Source organism: Blastococcus aggregatus, assembly GCF_900221005.1.
GTDB classification, from domain to species: domain Bacteria; phylum Actinomycetota; class Actinomycetes; order Mycobacteriales; family Geodermatophilaceae; genus Blastococcus; species Blastococcus aggregatus.
Genome location: NZ_OBQI01000002.1, coordinates 247,527 through 267,245, shown reverse-complemented (window position 1 = coordinate 267,245; position 19,719 = coordinate 247,527). Strand labels below are relative to the sequence as shown.

At 72.9% G+C, this 19,719-nt stretch carries 12 protein-coding genes; 7 read left to right on the top strand and 5 right to left on the bottom strand.

Annotation, left to right across the window (positions count from 1 at the left end):
• Positions 1 to 113 precede the first annotated feature (113 nt).
• The 5 genes from CRP29_RS06970 to CRP29_RS06950 all read left to right on the top strand — a co-directional run bounded on the left by CRP29_RS06970 (position 114) and on the right by CRP29_RS06950 (position 6,393).
• Positions 114 to 1,592, top strand: coding sequence for a phytoene desaturase family protein (locus CRP29_RS06970; RefSeq protein ID WP_097194347.1), 1,479 nt, complete (start codon positions 114 to 116; stop codon positions 1,590 to 1,592).
• Positions 1,593 to 1,647: 55 nt separating this feature from the next.
• Positions 1,648 to 2,163, top strand: a complete 516-nt coding sequence (locus tag CRP29_RS06965) for a MarR family winged helix-turn-helix transcriptional regulator (RefSeq protein WP_097194346.1) — start codon at positions 1,648 to 1,650, stop codon at positions 2,161 to 2,163.
• 25 nt (positions 2,164 to 2,188) lie between these two features.
• A complete protein-coding gene (locus CRP29_RS06960) occupies positions 2,189 to 2,563 on the top strand; it encodes a VOC family protein (protein WP_097194345.1) in 375 nt (124 codons plus the stop codon).
• A gap of 77 nt (positions 2,564 to 2,640) precedes the next feature.
• Positions 2,641 to 5,385, top strand: a complete 2,745-nt coding sequence (locus tag CRP29_RS06955; RefSeq protein WP_141437080.1) for a penicillin acylase family protein — start codon at positions 2,641 to 2,643, stop codon at positions 5,383 to 5,385.
• A gap of 48 nt (positions 5,386 to 5,433) precedes the next feature.
• Positions 5,434 to 6,393 carry a tetratricopeptide repeat protein gene (locus CRP29_RS06950; RefSeq protein WP_097194848.1) on the top strand — a complete coding sequence of 320 codons (960 nt, stop codon included), beginning with the start codon at positions 5,434 to 5,436 and terminating at the stop codon, positions 6,391 to 6,393.
• Here the strand turns inward: CRP29_RS06950 and CRP29_RS06945 are convergent.
• The 5 genes from CRP29_RS06945 to CRP29_RS06925 are packed head-to-tail and all read right to left on the bottom strand — an operon-like array spanning position 6,387 to position 15,917.
• Positions 6,387 to 7,778, bottom strand: coding sequence for a neutral zinc metallopeptidase (locus CRP29_RS06945; protein ID WP_097194343.1), 1,392 nt, complete (start codon positions 7,776 to 7,778; stop codon positions 6,387 to 6,389). The two genes, CRP29_RS06950 and CRP29_RS06945, sit on opposite strands and share 7 nt — an antisense overlap.
• Before the next feature lie 29 nt (positions 7,779 to 7,807).
• The gene (gene glgB, locus CRP29_RS06940) at positions 7,808 to 10,558 is read right to left on the bottom strand and encodes a 1,4-alpha-glucan branching protein GlgB (RefSeq protein ID WP_097194342.1); all 2,751 of its coding nucleotides are present in this window, start codon (positions 10,556 to 10,558) and stop codon (positions 7,808 to 7,810) included.
• A gap of 55 nt (positions 10,559 to 10,613) precedes the next feature.
• Positions 10,614 to 11,987, bottom strand: coding sequence for a maltokinase N-terminal cap-like domain-containing protein (locus tag CRP29_RS06935; protein ID WP_097194341.1), 1,374 nt, complete (start codon positions 11,985 to 11,987; stop codon positions 10,614 to 10,616).
• Entirely contained in the window at positions 11,984 to 13,825 is a 1,842-nt protein-coding gene (gene treS, locus CRP29_RS06930; RefSeq protein ID WP_097194340.1) for a maltose alpha-D-glucosyltransferase, read from the bottom strand. The genes CRP29_RS06935 and treS overlap by 4 nt, the downstream gene beginning before the upstream one ends.
• Before the next feature lie 52 nt (positions 13,826 to 13,877).
• Entirely contained in the window at positions 13,878 to 15,917 is a 2,040-nt protein-coding gene (locus CRP29_RS06925; protein WP_097194339.1) for an alpha-1,4-glucan--maltose-1-phosphate maltosyltransferase, read from the bottom strand.
• A 147-nt stretch (positions 15,918 to 16,064) separates the two neighbouring features.
• Between CRP29_RS06925 and glgP the strand changes: the two genes are divergently transcribed.
• Together glgP and CRP29_RS06915 are read left to right on the top strand one after the other, a co-directional pair.
• A complete protein-coding gene (glgP, locus tag CRP29_RS06920) occupies positions 16,065 to 18,614 on the top strand; it encodes an alpha-glucan family phosphorylase (protein ID WP_097194338.1) in 2,550 nt (849 codons plus the stop codon).
• Between the two features lie 120 nt (positions 18,615 to 18,734).
• Complete coding sequence (locus CRP29_RS06915; protein ID WP_097194337.1) at positions 18,735 to 19,718, top strand: FHA domain-containing protein; 984 nt, start codon at positions 18,735 to 18,737, stop codon at positions 19,716 to 19,718.
• The last annotated feature ends 1 nt before the right edge of the window (position 19,719 follow it).

The following is a 19,719-nucleotide window of genomic DNA, read 5'->3' as shown; positions in this document are numbered from 1 at the left end:
ATCCGGTACGCGATCGGTGGCCATGAGCCCCGGCGCGACGCGCCCCAGGCGTACGGACCGACTCACCTGCCCCGGAACTTGCGGATCCGGCACCCCGTCGTGAGGATCACCGGGTGAGCGGGCGTGCTGGACGACCGGATGCCGTCGTCGTCGGGGCGGGGCCCAACGGGCTGGCCGCTGCACTGCGGCTGAGCGCCGCCGGCCTGCGTGTGCAGGTGGTCGAGGCCGCAGACCGGCCGGGTGGCGGGATGCGCACCGAGGAGCTGATGCGCTCCGGCTACCACCACGACGTCTGCTCGACCGTGCAGCCGATGGCAGCCGCGGCGCCGTTCTTCCGGGAGTTCGACCTGGCCAGCCGCGGGGTCCGGCTCGTCCAGCCGGAGATCAACTTCGCCCACCCGCTGGACGGCGGCCGGGCGGCGCTGTCCTATACCTCGCTGGAGCAGACCGCGGCGGGACTGGGCGACGACGCCGCCGCCTACCGCCGGCTCTTCGGGCCCCTGGTGGAGCACGGCACCGACGTCGTCGACTTCTTCCTGACCAGCCGGCTGCGGCGGCTGCCCACCCGCAGCCCGCTGCAGATCGCCCAGTTCGGGCTCACCGGGCTGCCGAACGTGAGCTGGCTGGCGCGCCGGTACTTCGACACCGAGGGCGGCCAGGCGCTGCTCGCCGGGGCGGCGGCGCACGGGATGCTCGACCTGAACCAGCCGCTGACGTCCGCGCTGGGGATGCTGCTGGCGATGCTCTCCCACCACGCCGGGTGGCCGCTCGTGGAGGGCGGCTCGCAGCAGTTGGCCGACGCGATGGTCACCGCGCTCGAGGAGCAGGGCGGCGAGGTGATCACCGGCCACGAGGTCACCGACCTGCGGGAGTTCGAGGGTGTGCCCGCGGTGCTGCTGGACACCACGCCGGAGGCGTTCGTGTCGATGGCCGGCGACCGGCTGAACGAGGGCTACCGCCGCTGGGTCCGCCGGTACAAGCACGGCGCCGGCGTGTTCAAGATCGACTGGATCCTGTCGGACCCGGTGCCGTGGACGAACCCCGAGGTCCGCCGGGCCGGGACCATCCACGTCGCGGGCGACCTGCAGGAGACGCTCGCGGGGGAGCGCGCCCCCAACCAGGGCCGGCTCACCGACAAGCCCTACGTGCTCGCCGTGCAGCCGACGGTGCCGGACCCGACGCGGGCGCCCGAGGGCGGGCACATCTTCTGGGCCTACGTGCACGTGCCGCACGGCGCGGACGTGGACATGACCGCGGCGATCGAGAACCAGGTCGAGCGGTTCGCCCCCGGTTTCAAGGACACCGTGCTGGAGCGGCACACGAAGACCGCCGTCCAGATGGAGCAGTGGAACATCAGCTACCTGGGCGGCGACATCTCCAACGGCCAGGCCACCCTGCGCCAGATGCTGGCCCGGCCCGTGCCCCGGTGGAACACCTACCGGACGCCGGTGCAGGGCGTGTACCTCGCGTCCGCGGCGACGCCGCCCGGGCCGGCGGTGCACGGCGCCTGCGGCGACAACGCGGCCCAGGTCGCGCTGCGGGACGTGTTCGGGGTCCGCGCGGTCCCGCCGCTGCGCCCGGCCCTGCGCTGAGGAACGAGGGAAGAGGCGGGAGGAGGGGTGCTCGGCCACCGGTAGCGTCCGGGCCATGGTGCGACCGCTGGGGCTGCCCTTCGACCCGATCGAGCGCGCCGCCCAGACCTGGGAGGAACGCTTCGGGCCGGCCGCGGCGATGCGGGCCGCGACGTCGGTCTTCCGCGTGCAGCAGATCCTGCTGGCCCGCTTCGACGAGGCGCTCAAGCCGCACGGGCTGACCTTCGCCCGCTACGAGGTGCTCGTGCTGCTCACGTTCAGCCGCACCGGGGAGCTGCCGCTCAAGGTCATCGGCAGCCGGCTGATGGTGCATCCGACCAGCGTCACCAACGCGATCGACCGCCTGGCCGCGGCCGGCCTCGTGGACCGCCGGCCCAACCCCGCCGACGGCCGTGGCGTGCTGGCCGTGATCACCCAGGAGGGGCGCGAGGTGGTCGAGCCGGCCACCCGGGGGCTCACCGGGCTCGACTTCGGCCTGGGCGACCTGCAGGAGTCCGAGCTCGACACGATCTTCGGCGTCCTGCGCCGGGTGCGCCTGGGTGCCGGCGACGTGGCCGGGCCCGATTCCTGACGGACCCGCGCGGCACCATGCCGGCATGACCGACTCCAGCGCCGCCCGGCACCACTCCATCGACTACGTCGAGCTCACCGTCACCGACCTCGCCGCCGCGAAGCGGTTCTACGCGGAGGCCTTCGGCTGGACGTTCACCGACTACGGCCCGGCGTACGCCGGCATCCGGGCGGTCACCGACGGAGCACCGGAGGTGGGCGGCCTCCGACTCGACGAGCAGCCTCTCCGCCCCGGCGGGCCACTGGTCCTGCTCTTCTCCGCCGATCTCGACCGGACCCTCGCCGCGGTGGAGGCGGCCGGTGGGCGCGTGACCGACGGTCCGTACCCGTTCCCCGGCGGCCGCCGGTTCCACTTCGCCGACCCGAGCGGCAACGAGCTCGGCGTGTGGTCGGAGCACTGAGGGCGCCGAGCGTGTGACGTAACCCACGGGCGCCCGTGTCGTTGCACCCGGCACCATCCCCGGACCCGGAGGTTCGCGTGCGACTCGCAACCGTGCTGGTGGCGGGCGCCGTGGCGCTCGCCGGACTGGCGGTCCCGACCGCCGCATCGGCGGAGGAGGACCCCGCCGGGTACGGCGGCGTGCGGAACGTCCTCCCGCCCGGTCAGTCCGGCGGCATGACGCTGCCCGGGACGGTCGGCGCGGTGCTGGGCGACCCGCTCGGCCGGCAGGCGGTGGACGGCCGGAACGCGCCGCGCAACTTCTCCGACCAGCTCGAGATGTACGACGCGCTCAACGCGGCCGACCTCGGCACGCTCACCGACGACTCGCTGGACGCCTTCTACAAGGACGCCCCGCTCACGATCTCCGACGCCGAGGCGGTGCGCATCGAGCGGCCGCGCGAGGGCGTCGTCGTCCGGCGGGACGCGTTCGGCGTCCCTTACATCGAGGCCGAGACGCGGGAGCTCGCCGCCTGGGCGTCGGGATGGGTGGGCGTACAGGACCGGATGTTCCTCATGGACGTCCTCCGGCACGTGGGTGCGGGGCGCGCCTCGGAGTTCCTCGGCCCCAGCCCCGAGAACATCGCCATGGACCGGGAGCAGGTGCGCACCGCCTACTACACCGAGGAGGAGGCGACGGCCCAGGTCGAGGACGTCGCCGCCCGGTTCGGCGAGGAGGGGCAGGCGCTGCTGCGCGCCACCGACGCCTACCTCGCGGGCATCAACGCCGGTCAGCGGGCACTGTGCCCGGGACTGGTCGTGGGCGCCGACTGCCCCGTCGAGTACGTGGCGCTGCAGAAGCTCCCCGAGGACTGGGACCGCGCGGACGTCGTCTACATCGCCTCGCTGGTCGGCGGCATCTTCGGCAAGGGCGGCGGCGCCGAGTTCGCCAACGCACGGTGGCTGCAGCAGCTGGAGGACCGTTTCGGTCCCGCGGAGGGACGGCGGATCTTCGACGACCTGCGCTCGGCGGACGATCCACAGGCGCCGACCACCTCGACGGTCCGCACGCCGAACGGCGGAGGTGCGCCCGTGGACCCGACGCTGCCCGGCGTCGCGCTGCCCGACCTCGACGGGCCGACGGCGCCCGGCTCCGGCTCCGACGTCGCGGGCGGGCTCCCGACCCCGCTCGCGGGCCTGCCGGCGCCGGAGCAGGTCACCGGACCCTTCGGCACGCTGGACCTCGGCTCCATGGCCGACGGGCTGAGCAACGCCGCCCTCGTCTCCGGCGAGCACACCGAGGACGGCCGCCCACGGGCGGTGTTCGGGCCGCAGACCAGCTACTACGCACCGCAGCTGCTCACCGAGCAGGCGGTGGTGGCACCGGGCATCCAGGCGCGGGGCGTCTCGTTCGCCGGCACCAACTTCGTCGTCCAGCTCGGCCGCGGCGTGGACTACGCGTGGTCGGCGACCAGCGCCAACCACGACAACGTCGACACCGTCGTCGTCCGGCTGTGCGACCCCGAGGGCGGGACCGCCACGGTGGAGTCGACCGGGTACCTCGACGGCGCCGAGTGCGTGCCGATGGACCGGCACGTGCACGAGCAGCTCGCGCTGCCCACCCTGGGCGGGGTGGGTGCGCCGCAGGAGCTGCGCTTCCTGGTCCTGCGCACCGAGCAGGGCATCGTCCAGCTGCGGACCACCGTGGACGGCGAGCCGGTGGGGATCGTGGCGCAGCGCAGCACCTACCACCGGGAGCTCGACTCGGTGGTGGGCTTCGAGCGGTTCGGCGACCCGGACGCCGTCCACGACGCGGCGAGCTTCCAGGAGGCCGCGGCCGCCGTCGACTACACGTTCAACTGGTTCTACGCCGACGACCGCGACATCGCCTACTACTCGTCCGGGCTGCTCCCGGTCCGCGCCGAGGGCACCGATCCGCACCTGCCGCGCTGGGCCGACGAGGAGTTCGCCTGGCAGGGCTGGCTCTCCCCGGACCGGCACCCGCAGGAGATCAACCCGCCCACCGGCTCGCTCGTCTCCTGGAACAACAAGCCGGCACCGGGCTGGGCGGCGGCCGACGACGTGTGGGGCTGGGGGCCGGTCCAGCGCAGCCTGGCGATCTCCGACCGGGTCGACGCCCTCGTCGCCGAGGGCGGGGTGGGCACCGCGGACCTCGTCGCGCTCGTGCAGGACGCAGCGACCGTGGACGTCCGGGCGGACTACACGCTGCCCGCGCTGCTCGACGCGGTCGGTGACGACCCGCAGCTGGCGGCGGCGACCGGGCTGCTGCGCGACTGGCAGGCCCGGGGCGCGCACCGCATCGACGCCGACCGGGACGGCGCCTACGACGACCAGGCCGCGATCGCGCTCTTCGACGCCTGGTGGGAGAGCACGGCCGAGGACGGCGCCCTCGGCGGGTCCGTCGCGCACGACGTGCTGCGCGGCACCCTCGGCGATCTGGTGACCGAGCTGCCGCAGCGGCTGGACGACCACCCGCGGCAGGGTCTGGGCTCGGCCTGGAACAACGTCGCCTGGTACGGCTACGTCGTCCGCGCGCTGGGCAGCGGGGATGCGGCCGAGGAGGAGGGCGGCTGGTCGCGCGCCTACTGCGGCGGTGGTGAGGAGGTGCGGTGCACCGGCGCGCTGCGGGCGTCCCTCCGCGCCGCCGTCGACCGGCTCCTCGCCGAGCAGGGCGTGGCCTCGGTGGCGGAGCTGACCTACGACAAGCACGCCGACGACATCCGGTCCACGGCCACCGGCGTCATCGGGGTGCGGGACATCGACTGGCAGAACCGGCCGACCTTCCAGCAGGTGGTGAGCTTTTCCGGGCACCGCGACCGCTGACCGACCCGCACCCGACACGCCCGTCCGCGCGGTGGGATGATCGAGGTCATGCAGCCGACCCGCCCCGGACGCCCCGACCCGCGCGCGCAGGCCCAGATGGCCGCCACCATGGCCGGGGCCGTCGATCTCGCCGCCGTCAAGGCGCGATCGGAGGCGGCCGCGCGGGCCGCGGCCGCTCCGCCGCCGAGCGCCGCGGCCCCCGCCGGGGCCCCCGGCAGCGCCGTCGTCGACGTCACCGAGGCGACGTTCCAGACCGAGGTGCTGGACCGCTCCTTCCAGGTGCCGGTGGTGCTGGACCTGTGGGCCGAGTGGTGCGGGCCGTGCAAGCAGCTCTCCCCGGTGCTCGAGCGGCTGGCCGCCGAAGGCGGCGGTTCCTGGGTGCTGGCCAAGGTCGACGTCGACGCCAACCAGGCGCTCGCCCAGGGGCTGCGGGTGCAGGGCATCCCGGCGGTGAAGGCCGTGTGGCAGGGGCAGCTGATCGCCGAGTTCAACGGCGCCATCCCCGAGGAGCAGGCGCGGGAGTTCGTCGCGGAGCTGCTCCGCGCGACCACCGGCGGCGCCCTGCCCGCCGACGGCGAGACCGAGCCCGAGGTCGAGGACGACCCGCGCCTGGACGCCGCCGAGGCGGCGCTCGAGCGCGGTGACCTCGCCGCCGCGGAGGCCGCCTACGAGGCGATCCTCGCCGAGGAGCCCACCCACCCCGACGCCGGCATCGCGCTCCAGCAGGTGCGGCTGTTCCGCCGGGCCGAGGAGGCCGGGCCCGACGCCCTGGCCGCGGCCGACGCCGCACCGGACGACATCGCGGCGCAGACCCGGGCGGCGGACTTCCTTCTCGGCACCGGCGACGTCGACGGCGCCTTCGAGCGGCTGCTGGCCGTCATCCGCCGCACCGCGGGGGAGGAGCGCGACCAGGCCCGCAAGCACCTGGTGGAGCTGTTCGCCGTCGTCGGCGACCAGGACCCGCGGGTCGGCCCCGCCCGCCGCGCGTTGACCACCGCCCTCTACTGAGAGTCGACGCCGCAGGCGTCGATGCCGTCCACGTAGCCGTTGCGGAACAGGTCGACCAGCTGGAAACCGGAGAGGTCGGCGTCCGGCACGACCGACGGCTCGCGGCCGAAGGTCAGCAGGAACTGCACGCTCTCGTCCACGTCACCGGGTGAGATGGAGGTGTCGCCGGCGCCCGCCCGGGCGAACTGCCCGGCGTACAGGCCGGTGAGGCAGACCGCCGAGCGCACCGCCTCCTCGTCGTCGATCGACAGCCCGAGCTGATCCCGAACGGCGAGGGCGTACGGCAGCGCGACGGCGGTGGCGACGGCGAAGTCGCCGATCTCCTCGTACGCCGGCCCGGCGAGGTCGGTCGCGTCGAAGCCGATCAGGTTCTCGTCGGCGCAGTAGACGAGGTCGAGGTCGGGATCAGCCGCGCAGCCGGGGGCGTCGCCGTCGAAGGACTCGATGGTGGGCGGATCGAAGTCGTCGCCCAGGACCTCCTGCCACACCGTGGGGAGAGAGGTCTCGATGATGGTCAGCAGCTGACCGGGGGAGGCGTTGCCCCCCGTCGCGATCTCCGCGTCCGTGAACTCCGCCTGGGTGAACTCGCGGTTCGGCCCGAAGTCGTCCCGGCAGGCCTCGGCGCCGCCGTCGAAGCCCTCCTGGAAGGCGGCCACCCGGTCGAAGTAGGAGCCGTGCGCCTGCTCCTCGCCGGCTCCGGTACCGACCGGATCGCGCAGCAGGAGGTAGCCGCGCAGTAGCTCGTCGAGCTCGGGCGTGCGCAGGACCGAGTGCTCGGCCTCGCCCTCGGCGACCCAGCGGGTCCAGGTGCCGGCGAAGCAGTCGGCCTGGGTCTCGGCCGCGATGGAGGCCGCCGGCCCGCCCACCCGGGCCTGCACCGCGTGGCCGAACTCGTGCGCCATCACCAGCGCCGGGAGGAAGCGGCCGAACTCCGCGCCGAGGTCGGCGAGGAAGGTGCGGTCGTAGCTGATCGAGTCGGAGTTCGGGGCGTCGGGGGCGACGCAGTAGAAGGCGTTGTCCTCGACGTCGCCGGCGACGCTGCCACAGCCGATGCCGCGCGGGTAGACGGCGGGGTCGGCGTTGCCGGGGTCGACGCTGAAGTAGCCGCCGGTGAGCGGCTCGAAGGGGGTGCCGAACACCGCGGGGAACTGCTCGCCCCAGTACGTCTCGAGGTCGGCGAGCGCGTTGCGGGCCAGCACGTCGACCTCCTCGTCGGTCGCGCCGACGACGCCGGTGTCACCGACCCCGACGTCGGTCACCGGGGGCCGTGCGGGGCTGGCCAGGCCGGTGACGACCACCGAGCAGCCGGTCAGGGAGACGAGGGAGAACGCGGCGGCGGTGAGCTCCGCCCACCGCCGCCGTCGTCGTCCTCTTCCCGTTTGCACGTGCGGACCGTTACCCCGTCGCCGCCGGGTCAGGCCTCGTGCAGGAACCAGACGGTCCCGAGCGGCGGGGCCGCGATCGTGGCCGAGTACGGCTGCCCGTGCCACGGCTCGGCGACCGCCTCGACGCCGCCGAGGTTGCCCACCCCCGAACCGCCGTAGAGCTCGGCGTCGGAGTTGAGCACCTCGCGCCAGAAGCCGGCCCGGGGGAGACCGATCCGGTACTCGTGGTGCGGCGCGCCGGAGAAGTTGACCACGCAGGCCAGCGCGGAGCGGCTCTGGTCGTCCACCTGTGCGGCGTCCTCGCCGTCCTCGCCGACGGCGGCCGGACCTGCTGCCTTCCCGTACCGCAGGAAGGACAGCGTGTTGCCGCCGGCGTCGTTCGCGTCGATCCACTGGAACCCCGAGCGGTCGACGTCGTGCGCCCAGAGCGCGTCCAGCTCCCGGTACCGGCCGTTGAGGTCGGTGACCAGCTGCAGGATCCCGCGGTGGGCGGGGTCGTCGAGGTGCCACCAGTCCAGCGAGCGGCTCTCGGCCCACTCGGAGTCCTGGGCGAACTCCGAGCCCATGAACAGCAGCTGCTTGCCGGGGTGGGCCCACATGTAGGCGTAGTAGGCGCGCAGGTTGGCCAGCTGCTGCCAGCGGTCCCCAGGCATCTTCCGCAGCATCGAGCCCTTGCCGTACACGACCTCGTCGTGGCTGATCGGCAGCACGAAGTTCTCGGAGTAGGCGTAGTGCATCGAGAACGTGAGCTGGCCGTGGTGGAAGCTGCGGTGGACCGGCTCCCGCTCCACGTAGGCCAGCGAGTCGTGCATCCAGCCCATGTTCCACTTGAAGCCGAAGCCCAGACCGCCCAGGTGGGTGGGGCGGGTGACGCCCGGCCACGCGGTCGACTCCTCGGCGATCGTGACGACGCCGGGGATCTCGCGGTAGACGGTGGCGTTGAACTCCTGGAGGAACGCGACCGCCTCGAGGTTCTCCCGGCCGCCGTACTTGTTCGGCAGCCACTCGGTGCGCGAGTAGTCCAGGTAGAGCATCGAGGCGACCGCGTCGACGCGGATGCCGTCGATGTGGAACTCCTTGCACCAGAACAGCGCGTTGGCGACGAGGAAGTTGCGGACCTCGGAGCGGCCGAAGTCGAAGACCAGCGTGCCCCAGTCGAGCTGCTCGCCGCGGCGAGGGTCGCCGTGCTCGTACAGCGGGGTGCCGTCGAAACGGGCCAGCGCCCACTCGTCCTTGGGGAAGTGCGCCGGCACCCAGTCGACGATGACGCCGATGCCGGCCTGGTGGGCGCGGTCGATCAGGTAGCGCAGGTCGTCGGGGCTGCCGAAGCGCGAGGTGGGCGCGTAGTACGAGGTGACCTGGTAGCCCCACGACCCGCCGAACGGGTGCTCGGCCAGCGGCATGAACTCGAGGTGGGTGAAGCCCGCCGCGACGACGTAGTCGACGAGCTCGTCGGCCATCTCCCGGTACGACAGGCCCTGCCGCCAGGAGCCGGCGTGCACCTCGTAGACGCTCATCGGCTTCTCGTGCCAGCCGGCCTCGGCCCGCTGGGCGAGCCAGGCGTCGTCGTTCCACTCGTGGGTGCTCTCGCTGACGACCGAGGCGTTGAGCGGGGGCACCTCGGTGGCGAAGGCCATCGGGTCGGACTTCTCCCGCCACACGCCGTCGGCACCGAGCACGTGGTAGCGGTACCGGCTCCCCACCGGGACGCCGGGCACGAAGATCTCCCACACGCCGGAGGAGCCCAGCGAGCGCATCGGGTAGGCCCGCGCCTCCCAGTAGTCGAAGTCGCCGGTGACCTTCACGCCGCGGGCGTTGGGCGCCCAGACGGCGAAGGACACGCCCTCGACGGCGCCGCGCGGGGTGTCGTATCGCCGCACGTGCGCGCCGAGCACCTCCCACAGCCGCTCGTGCCGTCCCTCGCGGATGAGGTGCTCGTCCAGTGGCCCGAGGGTGGGCAGCCAGCGGTAGGGGTCGTCGACGACGTAGCGGGACGTGCCGCCCTCGCTGTCGGGGTACTCCACCTCGATGCGGTAGTCGCCCGGCTGGGCGGGGAGCGCGGCCTCGTGGATGCCGCCGTCGTGCACCCGGCGAGCCTCGGCGCGGCTGCCGTCCTCGGCGATCACCGTCACCGAGACCGCGTCGGGGCGCAGCGTCCGGACGACCCAGCCCTCGGCGGCCTCGTGCGCGCCGAGGACGCGGTGCGGGTCGTGCGACCAGCCCTCGACGATCGCGCGCAGATCCTCCTCGCCGACCTCGGCGAGGGAGGGCTGCTCGCCCGCAGCGGAGGGCCCGCCGGCCGCGGATCCCTCGGGGGCCTGCGGCGTGCTCGGCTCGGCCGGGTCCCGGTCGGGCGCCTCCGGCGGTCCGGCCGGGCTGCCCGTCGGGTCGCCGGGTTCGGCGATCGGGGCCGGCGCGACCACCGGCGGCACCGTGGTGGGGCCGCCCTCGGGTGCGGTCGAGGCGGTGGTCGGCTGCTCGTCGGTCGTCGTCTCCCCGGGAGGGGCGACGTTTCCGGTGGCGACGGCCTTCTTCGCCGGAGCGCGCTTCGCGGTCCTGCGGGCCGGGGCCTTCGTCGCGGGAGCGGTCTCGCCGGCCGCGGCGGCCTTCTTCGCCGGCGCCTTCTTCGCGGCCGCCTTGCGGGCCGGGGCCTTCTTCGCCGGGGCGTTGATCACCGGCTCGTTGCCGGCGGCCGCCTCCACGTCGGCCACCCGCTTCTCCACGGCGCGCTGCAGGTCGTCCTTGTCGGCCACCGGGTCCTTCCGGTCATCGCTGCTCATCGTTGCGTTTCCTCCGGTGCCCTGCTCGTCGATGTGATGGCCTCGGGTTCGTGCGTCAGTCGCGGCCGGTGAGCCGGGACAGTGAGTCGAGCGGGATCATCAGCCAGTGCGGACGGTTCCGTGCCTCGTAGACGCACTCGTAAACCGCCTTGTCCGCCTCGAACGCCCGAAGGAGTGGTGAGTCGCCGCACGGGTCGAGGCCGCTGGCCTCGGAGTACCCGGCGCAGAAGGCGGCCCGGTTCCGCTCGGCCCACTCCTGCGCGCGGTAGGCGCGCTGCGAGTCGTCGGGCTGCTCGACCAGCATGTGCCGTGCCGCGTAGTCGAAGCTGCGCAGCATCCCGGCGACGTCCCGGAGGGGGCTGTCGAGCTCCCGGCGCGAGGCCAGCGGCCGGGCGGGCTCGCCCTCGAAGTCCAGCACGATCCAGCCGGTCGCCGTCCGCAGCACCTGGCCGAGGTGCAGGTCGCCGTGCACCCGCTGGCGGACGAGGGGCTCGGTGCTCCCGGCCACGGCCGCGTAGACCTGTCGGAGGCCGTCGACGTGCTCGGCGAGCTGCGGCACGATCTGGACGGCGGCGTCCAGGCGTTCGTTCATCTGCCGCGCCACGTCGGCGTACCAGCCGCTGTCGGCCGGCTCCGTGGGCAGCACGGCGGCCATGTCCCGGTGGACCAAGGCCGTGGCCGCCCCGAGCCGCTCGCTGTCGGCCGCGAAGTCGCCGCCCACCTCGTCGGCGTGCAGGTCGCCCTCGGCGTAGAGGTCGCGCACGCTCGCGGTGGCCAGCCGCCAGCCGTCGCTGGCGTTGGGCACGAAGGTCTGCAGCATCGCGACCGTCGCCGGCTCGTTCGCCGGGTCGGGGTCGTCGATCTCGATGTGCCCGAGCAGCGGCGCGATGTGCGGGTTCTCCGACCGGCGCAGCGCGTCGTGCACCTCGACGTCGGGGTTGAGGCCGGGCTCGAGCCGCCGGAACAGCTTGAAGATCGCCTCCGACCCGTACACCAGCGAGGTGTTGCTCTGCTCGGTCGAGACGATGTCGCCGGGCAGGCCCTCGGGGATGTAGGCGACGCCCGCCGGGTGGAAGTGCATCGGCCCGACGGTCGAGGCGTTGACCAGGTGGATCAGCCAGGGGGTGGTCGCGTCCCGGTCGCGCATCCCGTCGTAGGCGTGCGACGCGCGGCCCTCGTCGCCGATCACGACGCCGATGTAGGCGCTGGCGAGCTCCTCGACCTCGGAGTCCCGCCAGGAGATCGGGACGAGGTAGGTGTCGGCGCCGCCGTCGGCGTACGTGACCCGCACCCGGTGCACGGAGAGCACCGGGTCGCTGCGGTCGAGGAAGAAGCCGTCCTCGGTCACGTCGGCCCACTCGCGGCCCTTGCTCCCGAACCAGCGCTGCACCGGCATCCAGTCGCGGAGCAGGTCGGCCAGTGCCTTCATCGGGATCCTCCCGCGGAGTCGTCGGGGGCGGGGAGGTTGTCGCCGGGCCGCTCCTCCGCCGCGCTGACCACCCCCGCGGCGAGCAGGGAGTCGGCGATGGCGCTGCTGCCGGTGCTCTCCCAGTCCTCGGTCTCGTCGGCGGCGGGCTCGGCCGGCTTCGAGAGCTCGAACCAGTAGAAGCCGTGCCCGGCCAGCGTGAGCATGTACGGCAGGACGCCGATCTGCGGGAACTCGACCCGGCCGGTCAGCTCGACCGGGGTGTAGCCCTCGAACTCGCGCAGGTCCAGCTCCACCGGCTGCGGGAACCGGGACAAGTTGTTCACGCACAGCACGATGTCGTCGCCGAACCTGCGGACGAAGGACAGCACGGTCGGGTTGCGCGAGCCGATCTCCTCGAAGGTGCCGAGGCCGAAGGTCGGGTGCTGGCCGCGCACCTGGATCATCCGGCGCACCCACTGCAGCAGCGAGTTGGTGTTGCGCAGCTGGGACTCGACGTTGGTCACCTGGTAGCCGTAGACCGGGTCCTGGTTCAGCGGCAGGTACATCCGCTGCGGGTCCGCGGTGGAGAAGCCGCCGTTGCGGTCCGGTGTCCACTGCATCGGGGTCCGGACGCCGTCGCGGTCACCGAGCCAGATGTTGTCGCCCATGCCGATCTCGTCCCCGTAGTAGAGGACCGGCGACCCGGGCAGCGACAGGAGCAGTGCGTTGAACAGCTCGAGGGTGTTGACGTCGTTGTCCAGCAGCGGCGCGAGCCGCCGCCGGATGCCGATGTTGGCCTTCATGCGGGGGTCCTTGGCGTACTCGTCCCACATGTAGTCGCGCTCCTCGTCGGAGACCATCTCGAGCGTGAGCTCGTCGTGGTTCCGCAGGAAGACACCCCACTGGCAGTTGTCGGGGATGTCCGGCGTCTGGGCCATGATCTCCGAGATCGGGAAGCGCTGCTCCCGCCGCACGGCCATGAACAGGCGCGGCATCACCGGGAAGTGGAACGCCATCTGGCACTCGTCGCCGTTCTCGCCGAAGTACTCGACGACGTCGGCCGGCCACTGGTTCGCCTCGCAGAGCAGCACGACGTCCTGGTAGTTGGCGTCGACGACCTTGCGCACCTCCTTGAGGAACTCGTGGGTGCGCGGCAGGTTCTCGCAGTTGGTGCCCTCCTCCTCGAAGAGGTAGGGCACGGCGTCGAGCCGGAAGCCGTCGATGCCGAGGTCCAGCCAGAAGCGCAGGGCGTCGATGATCGCCTCGCGCACCTTCGGGTTCTCGAAGTTGAGGTCGGGCTGGTGGGAGAAGAACCGGTGCCAGAAGTACTGCTTGCGCACCGGGTCGAAGGTCCAGTTCGAGCTCTCGGTGTCGACGAAGATGATGCGCGCGTCGGCGTAGCCGGTGTCGTCGTCGGCCCAGACATAGAAGTCGCCATAGTCGCCGTCCGGATCGCTGCGGCTGGCCTGGAACCAGGGGTGCTGGTCCGAGGTGTGGTTCATGACGAAGTCGATGATCACCCGCATGCCGCGGGAGTGCGCGGCCTCGAGGAACTCCTTGAAGTCCTCGATGTCGCCGAACTCGGGCAGGACGGCGGTGTAGTCGCTGACGTCGTACCCGCCGTCGCGCAGCGGCGAGGCGAAGAACGGGGGCAGCCACAGGCAGTCGACGCCGAGCCACTGCAGGTAGTCCAGCTTGTCGATCATGCCGCGGATGTCGCCCACGCCGTCGGAGTTGCTGTCGGCGAAGCCGCGGACGAGCACCTCGTAGAAGACGGCGCGCTTGTACCACTCGGGGTCGGTGCCCGGAGGGGGCAGTGCCGAGTGCTTCGGGGCGGACTCGGGAACGGGAACGGTCATCGGTGCGGAGAGCCCTCGGTGAGTCGCGGATGGGCGGTCGGGACGTCCCTGGTCAGGAGACCGGGGGCGGGAACTGCACGGGGCGGGGGAACGTGACCGCGAAGACGTGCGCGGGCTCGCGGAAGGGATCGAGCTCCACGTAGTTGAACTGGCCCCAGTCGTAGCGGGCGCCGCTGAGCTCGTCGGTGACGGCGAAGCGCTCGTGCCAGTCCAGGCCGAGAGCGGACAGGTCCAGCGCCGTCGTCCCGATCTGGGTGTCGCGGCTGGACAGGTTCACCACGACGATCACCGCGTCGTTCGAGCCCGGGTCGGTCTTGGAGAAGCAGAGGAGGTTCGGGTTGTCGACCGGGTGGAAGTGCAGCGTGCGCAGCTGCTGCAGGGCCGGGTGCGCGCGGCGGGCCTCGTTGAGGCGGCGCAGGTAGGGCGCCAGGCTGCGGCCGGCGGCCTCGGCGCCGGCCCAGTCACGCGGGCGCAGCCGGTACTTCTCGCTGTCGAGGTACTCCTCGCTGCCCGGCTTGACCGCGACGTGCTCGAACAGCTCGAAACCCGAGTAGACGCCCCAGGTCGGGCTCATCATCGCGGCGAGCACGGCCCGGATCTTGAACATCGGCGGGCCGCCGAACTGCAGCGACTCGTGGAGGATGTCCGGGGTGTTCACGAAGAAGTTGGGCCGCATGTAGTGCGCGTTCTCGGCGAGTTCGCGGCCGTAGTCCTCGATCTCGCCGCGCTCGGTGCGCCAGGTGAAGTAGGTGTAGGACTGCGTGAACCCGATCCGCGCCAGTTGGTGCATCATCGGCGGCCGCGTGAACGCCTCGGCCAGGAACAGCACGTCCGGGTCGGTCTTCTTGACCTCCCAGATCAGCCAGTGCCAGAAGTTCAGCGGCTTGGTGTGCGGGTTGTCGACCCGGAAGATGCGAACCCCGGCGTCCATCCACACCCGGACCACCCGCAGGCACTCGGCGTAGATGCCCTCGGGGTCGTTGTGGAAGTTGACGGGGTAGATGTCCTGGTACTTCTTCGGCGGGTTCTCCGCGTAGGCGATGGTGCCGTCCGGCTTGGTGGTGAACCATTCCGGGTGCTCGGCCACCCACGGGTGGTCGGGCGCGGCCTGCAGCGCGAAGTCCAGCGCGACCTCCATGCCCAGCTCGCGGGTGCGGGCCACGAAGGCCTTGAAGTCGTCGAGGGTGCCCAGCTGCGGGTGCACCGCGTCGTGGCCGCCCTCGGCGCTGCCGATCGCCCAGGGGGAGCCGACGTCGTCCGGCGCGATCTCGTGCGGGTTGCCACCGGGGAACTGCGCGGTGTTCGGGCCCTTGCGGTTCACCGTGCCGATGGGGTGGATCGGCGGCAGGTAGACGACGTCGAAGCCCATGTCGGCGATGGCCGGCAGCCGGTCGGCGGCGGTCGTGAAGGTGCCGTGCGTCGGGACGCCGGCGACGACGGAGCCCTCGGAGCGCGGGAAGAACTCGTACCAGGCGCCGTACAGGGCGCGGGGCCGGTCGACGAACACCTCGAAGCGCTCGGTGGTGGTGACCAGCTCGCGCACCGGGTGCTCGTGCAGGTACCGCTGCAGGCCCGAGGCCAGCGCGGGGGCCACCCGGACGGTGAGTTCCTGGGTGTCGTCACGGAGCGCCGCGGCCGCGGCAGCCACCCGGTCGCGCCAGTCGGCGTCGGCGTCGGCCTCGGCCGCGACCTGGTCGAGGAGGCGAGCGCCCTCCTCGAGGTCGTTGGCCAGCTCGTCGGCGCCCTGGCCGGCCTCGATCTTCACCTCGACGGCGTGCCGCCAGGTGGCCAGCGGGTCGCTCCACGCCTCGATGCGGAAGGTCCAGGGCCCCTCGCGATCGGGGACGACTGTCGCCAGCCAGCGGTCGGGCTCCTCCCCGAAGCGCGCCATGCGGCGCAGCGGGGGAGTCGCGTCCTCCTCGCCGGGAGGACTCCAGACCACGTTCGCGGCGACCGCGTCGTGTCCCTCGCGGAACACGGTGGCGGTGACCGGCAGGTGTTCGCCGACGACCGCACGGGCCGAGAAGGACCCGCAGGAGACGACGGGGGAGACATCGGTGATGCCGAGGCGGAGGTCAGCGCGGCCATTCATCCCCGTCACGCTATCGAGGTACCGGGGTGTGGGCACCTCGGCGAGTACCCGTACGGGTGGGGGACGGGCGTGGTACGCGTGGGGCGGAGGTGACGGAGTGGTCCGTCCCCTCTGGCGGTGGCGCTGTAGCTGGATAGTCTCGACCGGGTGAGAGCCCTCCGCCGTTTCACCGTCCGCGCCGCCCTCCCGGAGCCGCTGCTCCCGCTCTCCCAGCTGGTGATGAACCTCCGCTGGTCGTGGCACCCCGAGACCCGGGACCTGTTCGAGACCCTCGACCCGGCGCTCTGGAAGCGCTGCGGGGGCGATCCGGTCAAGGCCCTCGGGGAGGTCTCGGCCGAGCGGCTGGCCGCGCTGGCCGCGGACCGCAAGTTCGTCCGCCGCCTGCAGGACGCCGTCGACGACCTGGAGGAGTACCTCTCCACCCCGCGCTGGTACCAGTCGCTGGGCGCCGATGCGCCCGCGAGCATCGCCTACTTCTCCGCCGAGTTCGGCATCACCGAGGTGCTGCCGCAGTACTCGGGCGGGCTGGGCATCCTGGCCGGGGACCACCTGAAGGCGGCCTCCGACCTCGGTGTCCCGCTGATCGGTGTCGGGCTCCTCTACCGGGGTGGCTACTTCGAGCAGGGGCTGTCGGCCGACGGCTGGCAGCTCGAGCACTACCCCTCCCTCGACCCGCACGGCCTCCCGGTCAAGCTGCTCCGCGAGCCCGACGGCACCGCCGTGGTCATCAACGTGCCGCTGCCCGAGGGACGCACCCTGTTCGCGCACGTCTGGCGCGCCCAGGTCGGCCGCGTCTCGCTGCTGCTGCTCGACAGCGACATCGAGGAGAACGCGCCGGCCGAGCGCGGCGTCACCGACCGGCTCTACGGCGGCGACGAGGACCACCGCCTGCGCCAGGAGATGCTGCTCGGCATCGGCGGCGTCCGGGCGCTGCGGGCCTACTGCCTGCGCACCGGCACCCCGGCGCCGGAGGTCTTCCACGCGAACGAGGGCCACGCCGGCTTCCTCGGCCTGGAGCGCATCCGCGAGCTGATGGAGTCGCACGGGCTGGCGTTCCCCGAGGCGCTGCAGGCGGTGCGCGCGGGCACGGTGTTCACCACCCACACGCCGGTGCCGGCCGGCATCGACCGCTTCCCGAAGGCCCTCATCGAGCGGTACTTCGCCGGGTTCGGCGTCCCGCTGCACGACCTGCTCGCGCTCGGCGCCGAGGAGGACCCGTCGAAGTACAACATGGCTCACATGGGCCTGCGGCTGGGCCAGCGCGCGAACGGCGTGAGCGAGCTGCACGGCCACGTGAGCCGGGGCATGTTCAGCAACCTGTGGCCGGGCTTCGACGAGCGCGACGTGCCGATCGGCTCGATCACCAACGGCGTGCACGCGCCGACCTGGACCGCGCGCGAGCTGGTCGAGATGGGCACCCAGACCTCGAGCCAGGGCGACCCGGTCGTCGTCGACGGGCCGGTGCACTTCGACGGCGTCGACAAGATCCCCGCGGGTGACCTCTGGGCGATCCGGCGCACCCTGCGCGGCCGGCTGGTCGACGAGGTGCGCCGCCGGATCCGCGAGACCGCGCTGTCCCGTGGCGCCACCGAGGCCGAGGTCGGCTGGACCGACACCGCCTTCGACCCCGACGTCCTCACCATCGGGTTCGCCCGGCGGGTGCCGAGCTACAAGCGGCTGACCCTGATGCTGCGCGACCCGGCCAAGCTCAAGGCGATGCTGCTGGACCCGGCCCGCCCGCTGCAGCTGGTCATCGCCGGCAAGAGCCACCCCGCCGACGACGGCGGCAAGAAGCTGATCCAGCAGATGGTCGAGTTCGCCGACGACCCCGAGATCCGGCACCGCATCGCGTTCCTGCCCGGCTACGACATCGGGATGGCCCGCTACCTGTACTGGGGCTGCGACGTCTGGCTGAACAACCCGCTGCGGCCGCTGGAGGCCTGCGGCACCTCGGGGATGAAGTCGGCGCTCAACGGCGGGCTGAACCTCTCCATCCGCGACGGCTGGTGGGACGAGTGGTTCGACGGCCAGAACGGCTGGGCGATCCCCACGGCCGACGGCGTCGCGGACGCCGACCGCCGCGACGAGGTGGAGGCGCGGGCGATCTACGACCTGCTGTCCACCCAGGTGCTGCCGCGGTTCTACGAGCGCGACGCCGAGGGCGTGCCGGCGCGCTGGGTGGAGATGGTCCGCCACACGCTGCGCGAGACCGGCCCGAAGGTGCTGGCCACCCGCATGGTGCGCGACTACGTCCAGGCGCTCTACGTGCCGGCGGCGCAGTCGGCACGCGTGATGGCGGGGGAGGGCTACGCCCCGGCGCGCGCCGAGGCGCAGTGGCGGGCGCACCTGCTGCACAACTGGTCGACCGTCCGCGTCGCGCACGTCGAGGCGACGGGCGCCGGCGACACCCCCGAGATCGGCTCGACCCTGGCGCTGCGCGCCGAGGTGGAGCTGCCCGGGCTGGAGCCGGGTGACGTCGAGGTGCAGGCCGCCTACGGGCGGGTCGACGACGCCGACGGGCTGCACGAGGTCACCTCGGTGCCCATGGCGCACGAGCAGACCGAGGGCTCCCGGCACTGGTTCACCGCCACCGTCCCGCTGGAGCGCACCGGCGCGTTCGGCTACACGGTGCGCGTGCTCCCGCACTCCGAGCACCTGGCCGATCCGGCCGAGCTCGGGGTCGTGACGACCGCCTGATCACCCGTCGCGACGCTCCCGTCACGCTCGTCCCACCCGTTCGCTGTGACGTGGTCCGGGTACGGCGTGGCGGGGGCGGCCGGGCGACGAAGTCGGTTGGGCATCACTAGGCTGGCCGCCATGCCCGACCGCTGTGAAGTCCTGCCCGGAGACGCCGTCGTCGCCCGCCGCGACGGCGGTCTGCTGTGGGTGGACGCGCCAGGTTCCCCCGCCCTCGTGGCGGCCCTGCACGCATGCCTCGGGGTCACCGGCCCCGGCGCCGAGCAGGTGCTGACCGCCGTCGCCGCGCAGGCGGGGTCGCTCGGCTCCGGCAGCGCGTCCTTCGCCCTCGTCCTGACCGACGCCGGTGCGGGCACCGGTGTCGCGCTGTGGTCCGGCAAGGGTCAGCTCTCCGTCGACGGTGTGCCGGTCTCCGGCTCCTCGGTCGACGGCGGGACCCTCGCCTCCGGGTTCGCGCTCGGCCGCACGCTCTACGTCGGCCCCGGGTCCGCCGCCTCGCAGGCCGCCTCCGGTGTGACGTTCGACCTCGTCGAGGGCACCGTGCCCGGTTCCGGGGCGACGCTGCACGGAACCGCTGCCGCTGCGGCGCCGGTCGCTGCGGCCGCGCCGTCCTCGCCTGCGGCGTCGTCGTTCCTCGCCGGGTCCGACGCCGGCTTCGGCTCGGGTGCGGCCAGCGGCTCCAGCCGGGTCGGCGCGCCCGCCGAGTCCGGCGAGCAGACCGCGTTCTGGCGGCCGGACGCCGACTCCGACGCGCCCGCGGGATCCGTGCCGCTGCTCCGGTTCGACGACGGACTGGTCGTCACCGTGGACGAGGACCTCGTGCTGGGGCGCCGTCCCGACAACCACGAGATGGTCACCGCCGGCACCGCCCGTCCCGTGCCGATCGCGGACACCCAGAACGTGCTCTCCTCGGCGCACGCCGCCCTGACCCGCTCGGGCACCGAGGTGTCGCTGGTCGACCTCGGGTCGCTCAACGGCACCCACGTCGCCGGCCCCGAGGCCACCGAGTGGACCCAGCTCGAGCCCGGCCAGCCGCACCCCCTCTCCGACGGCGACCGGCTGCTCCTCGGCTGGACCGTCATCACCTTCGAGCAGCCCGAGTAGC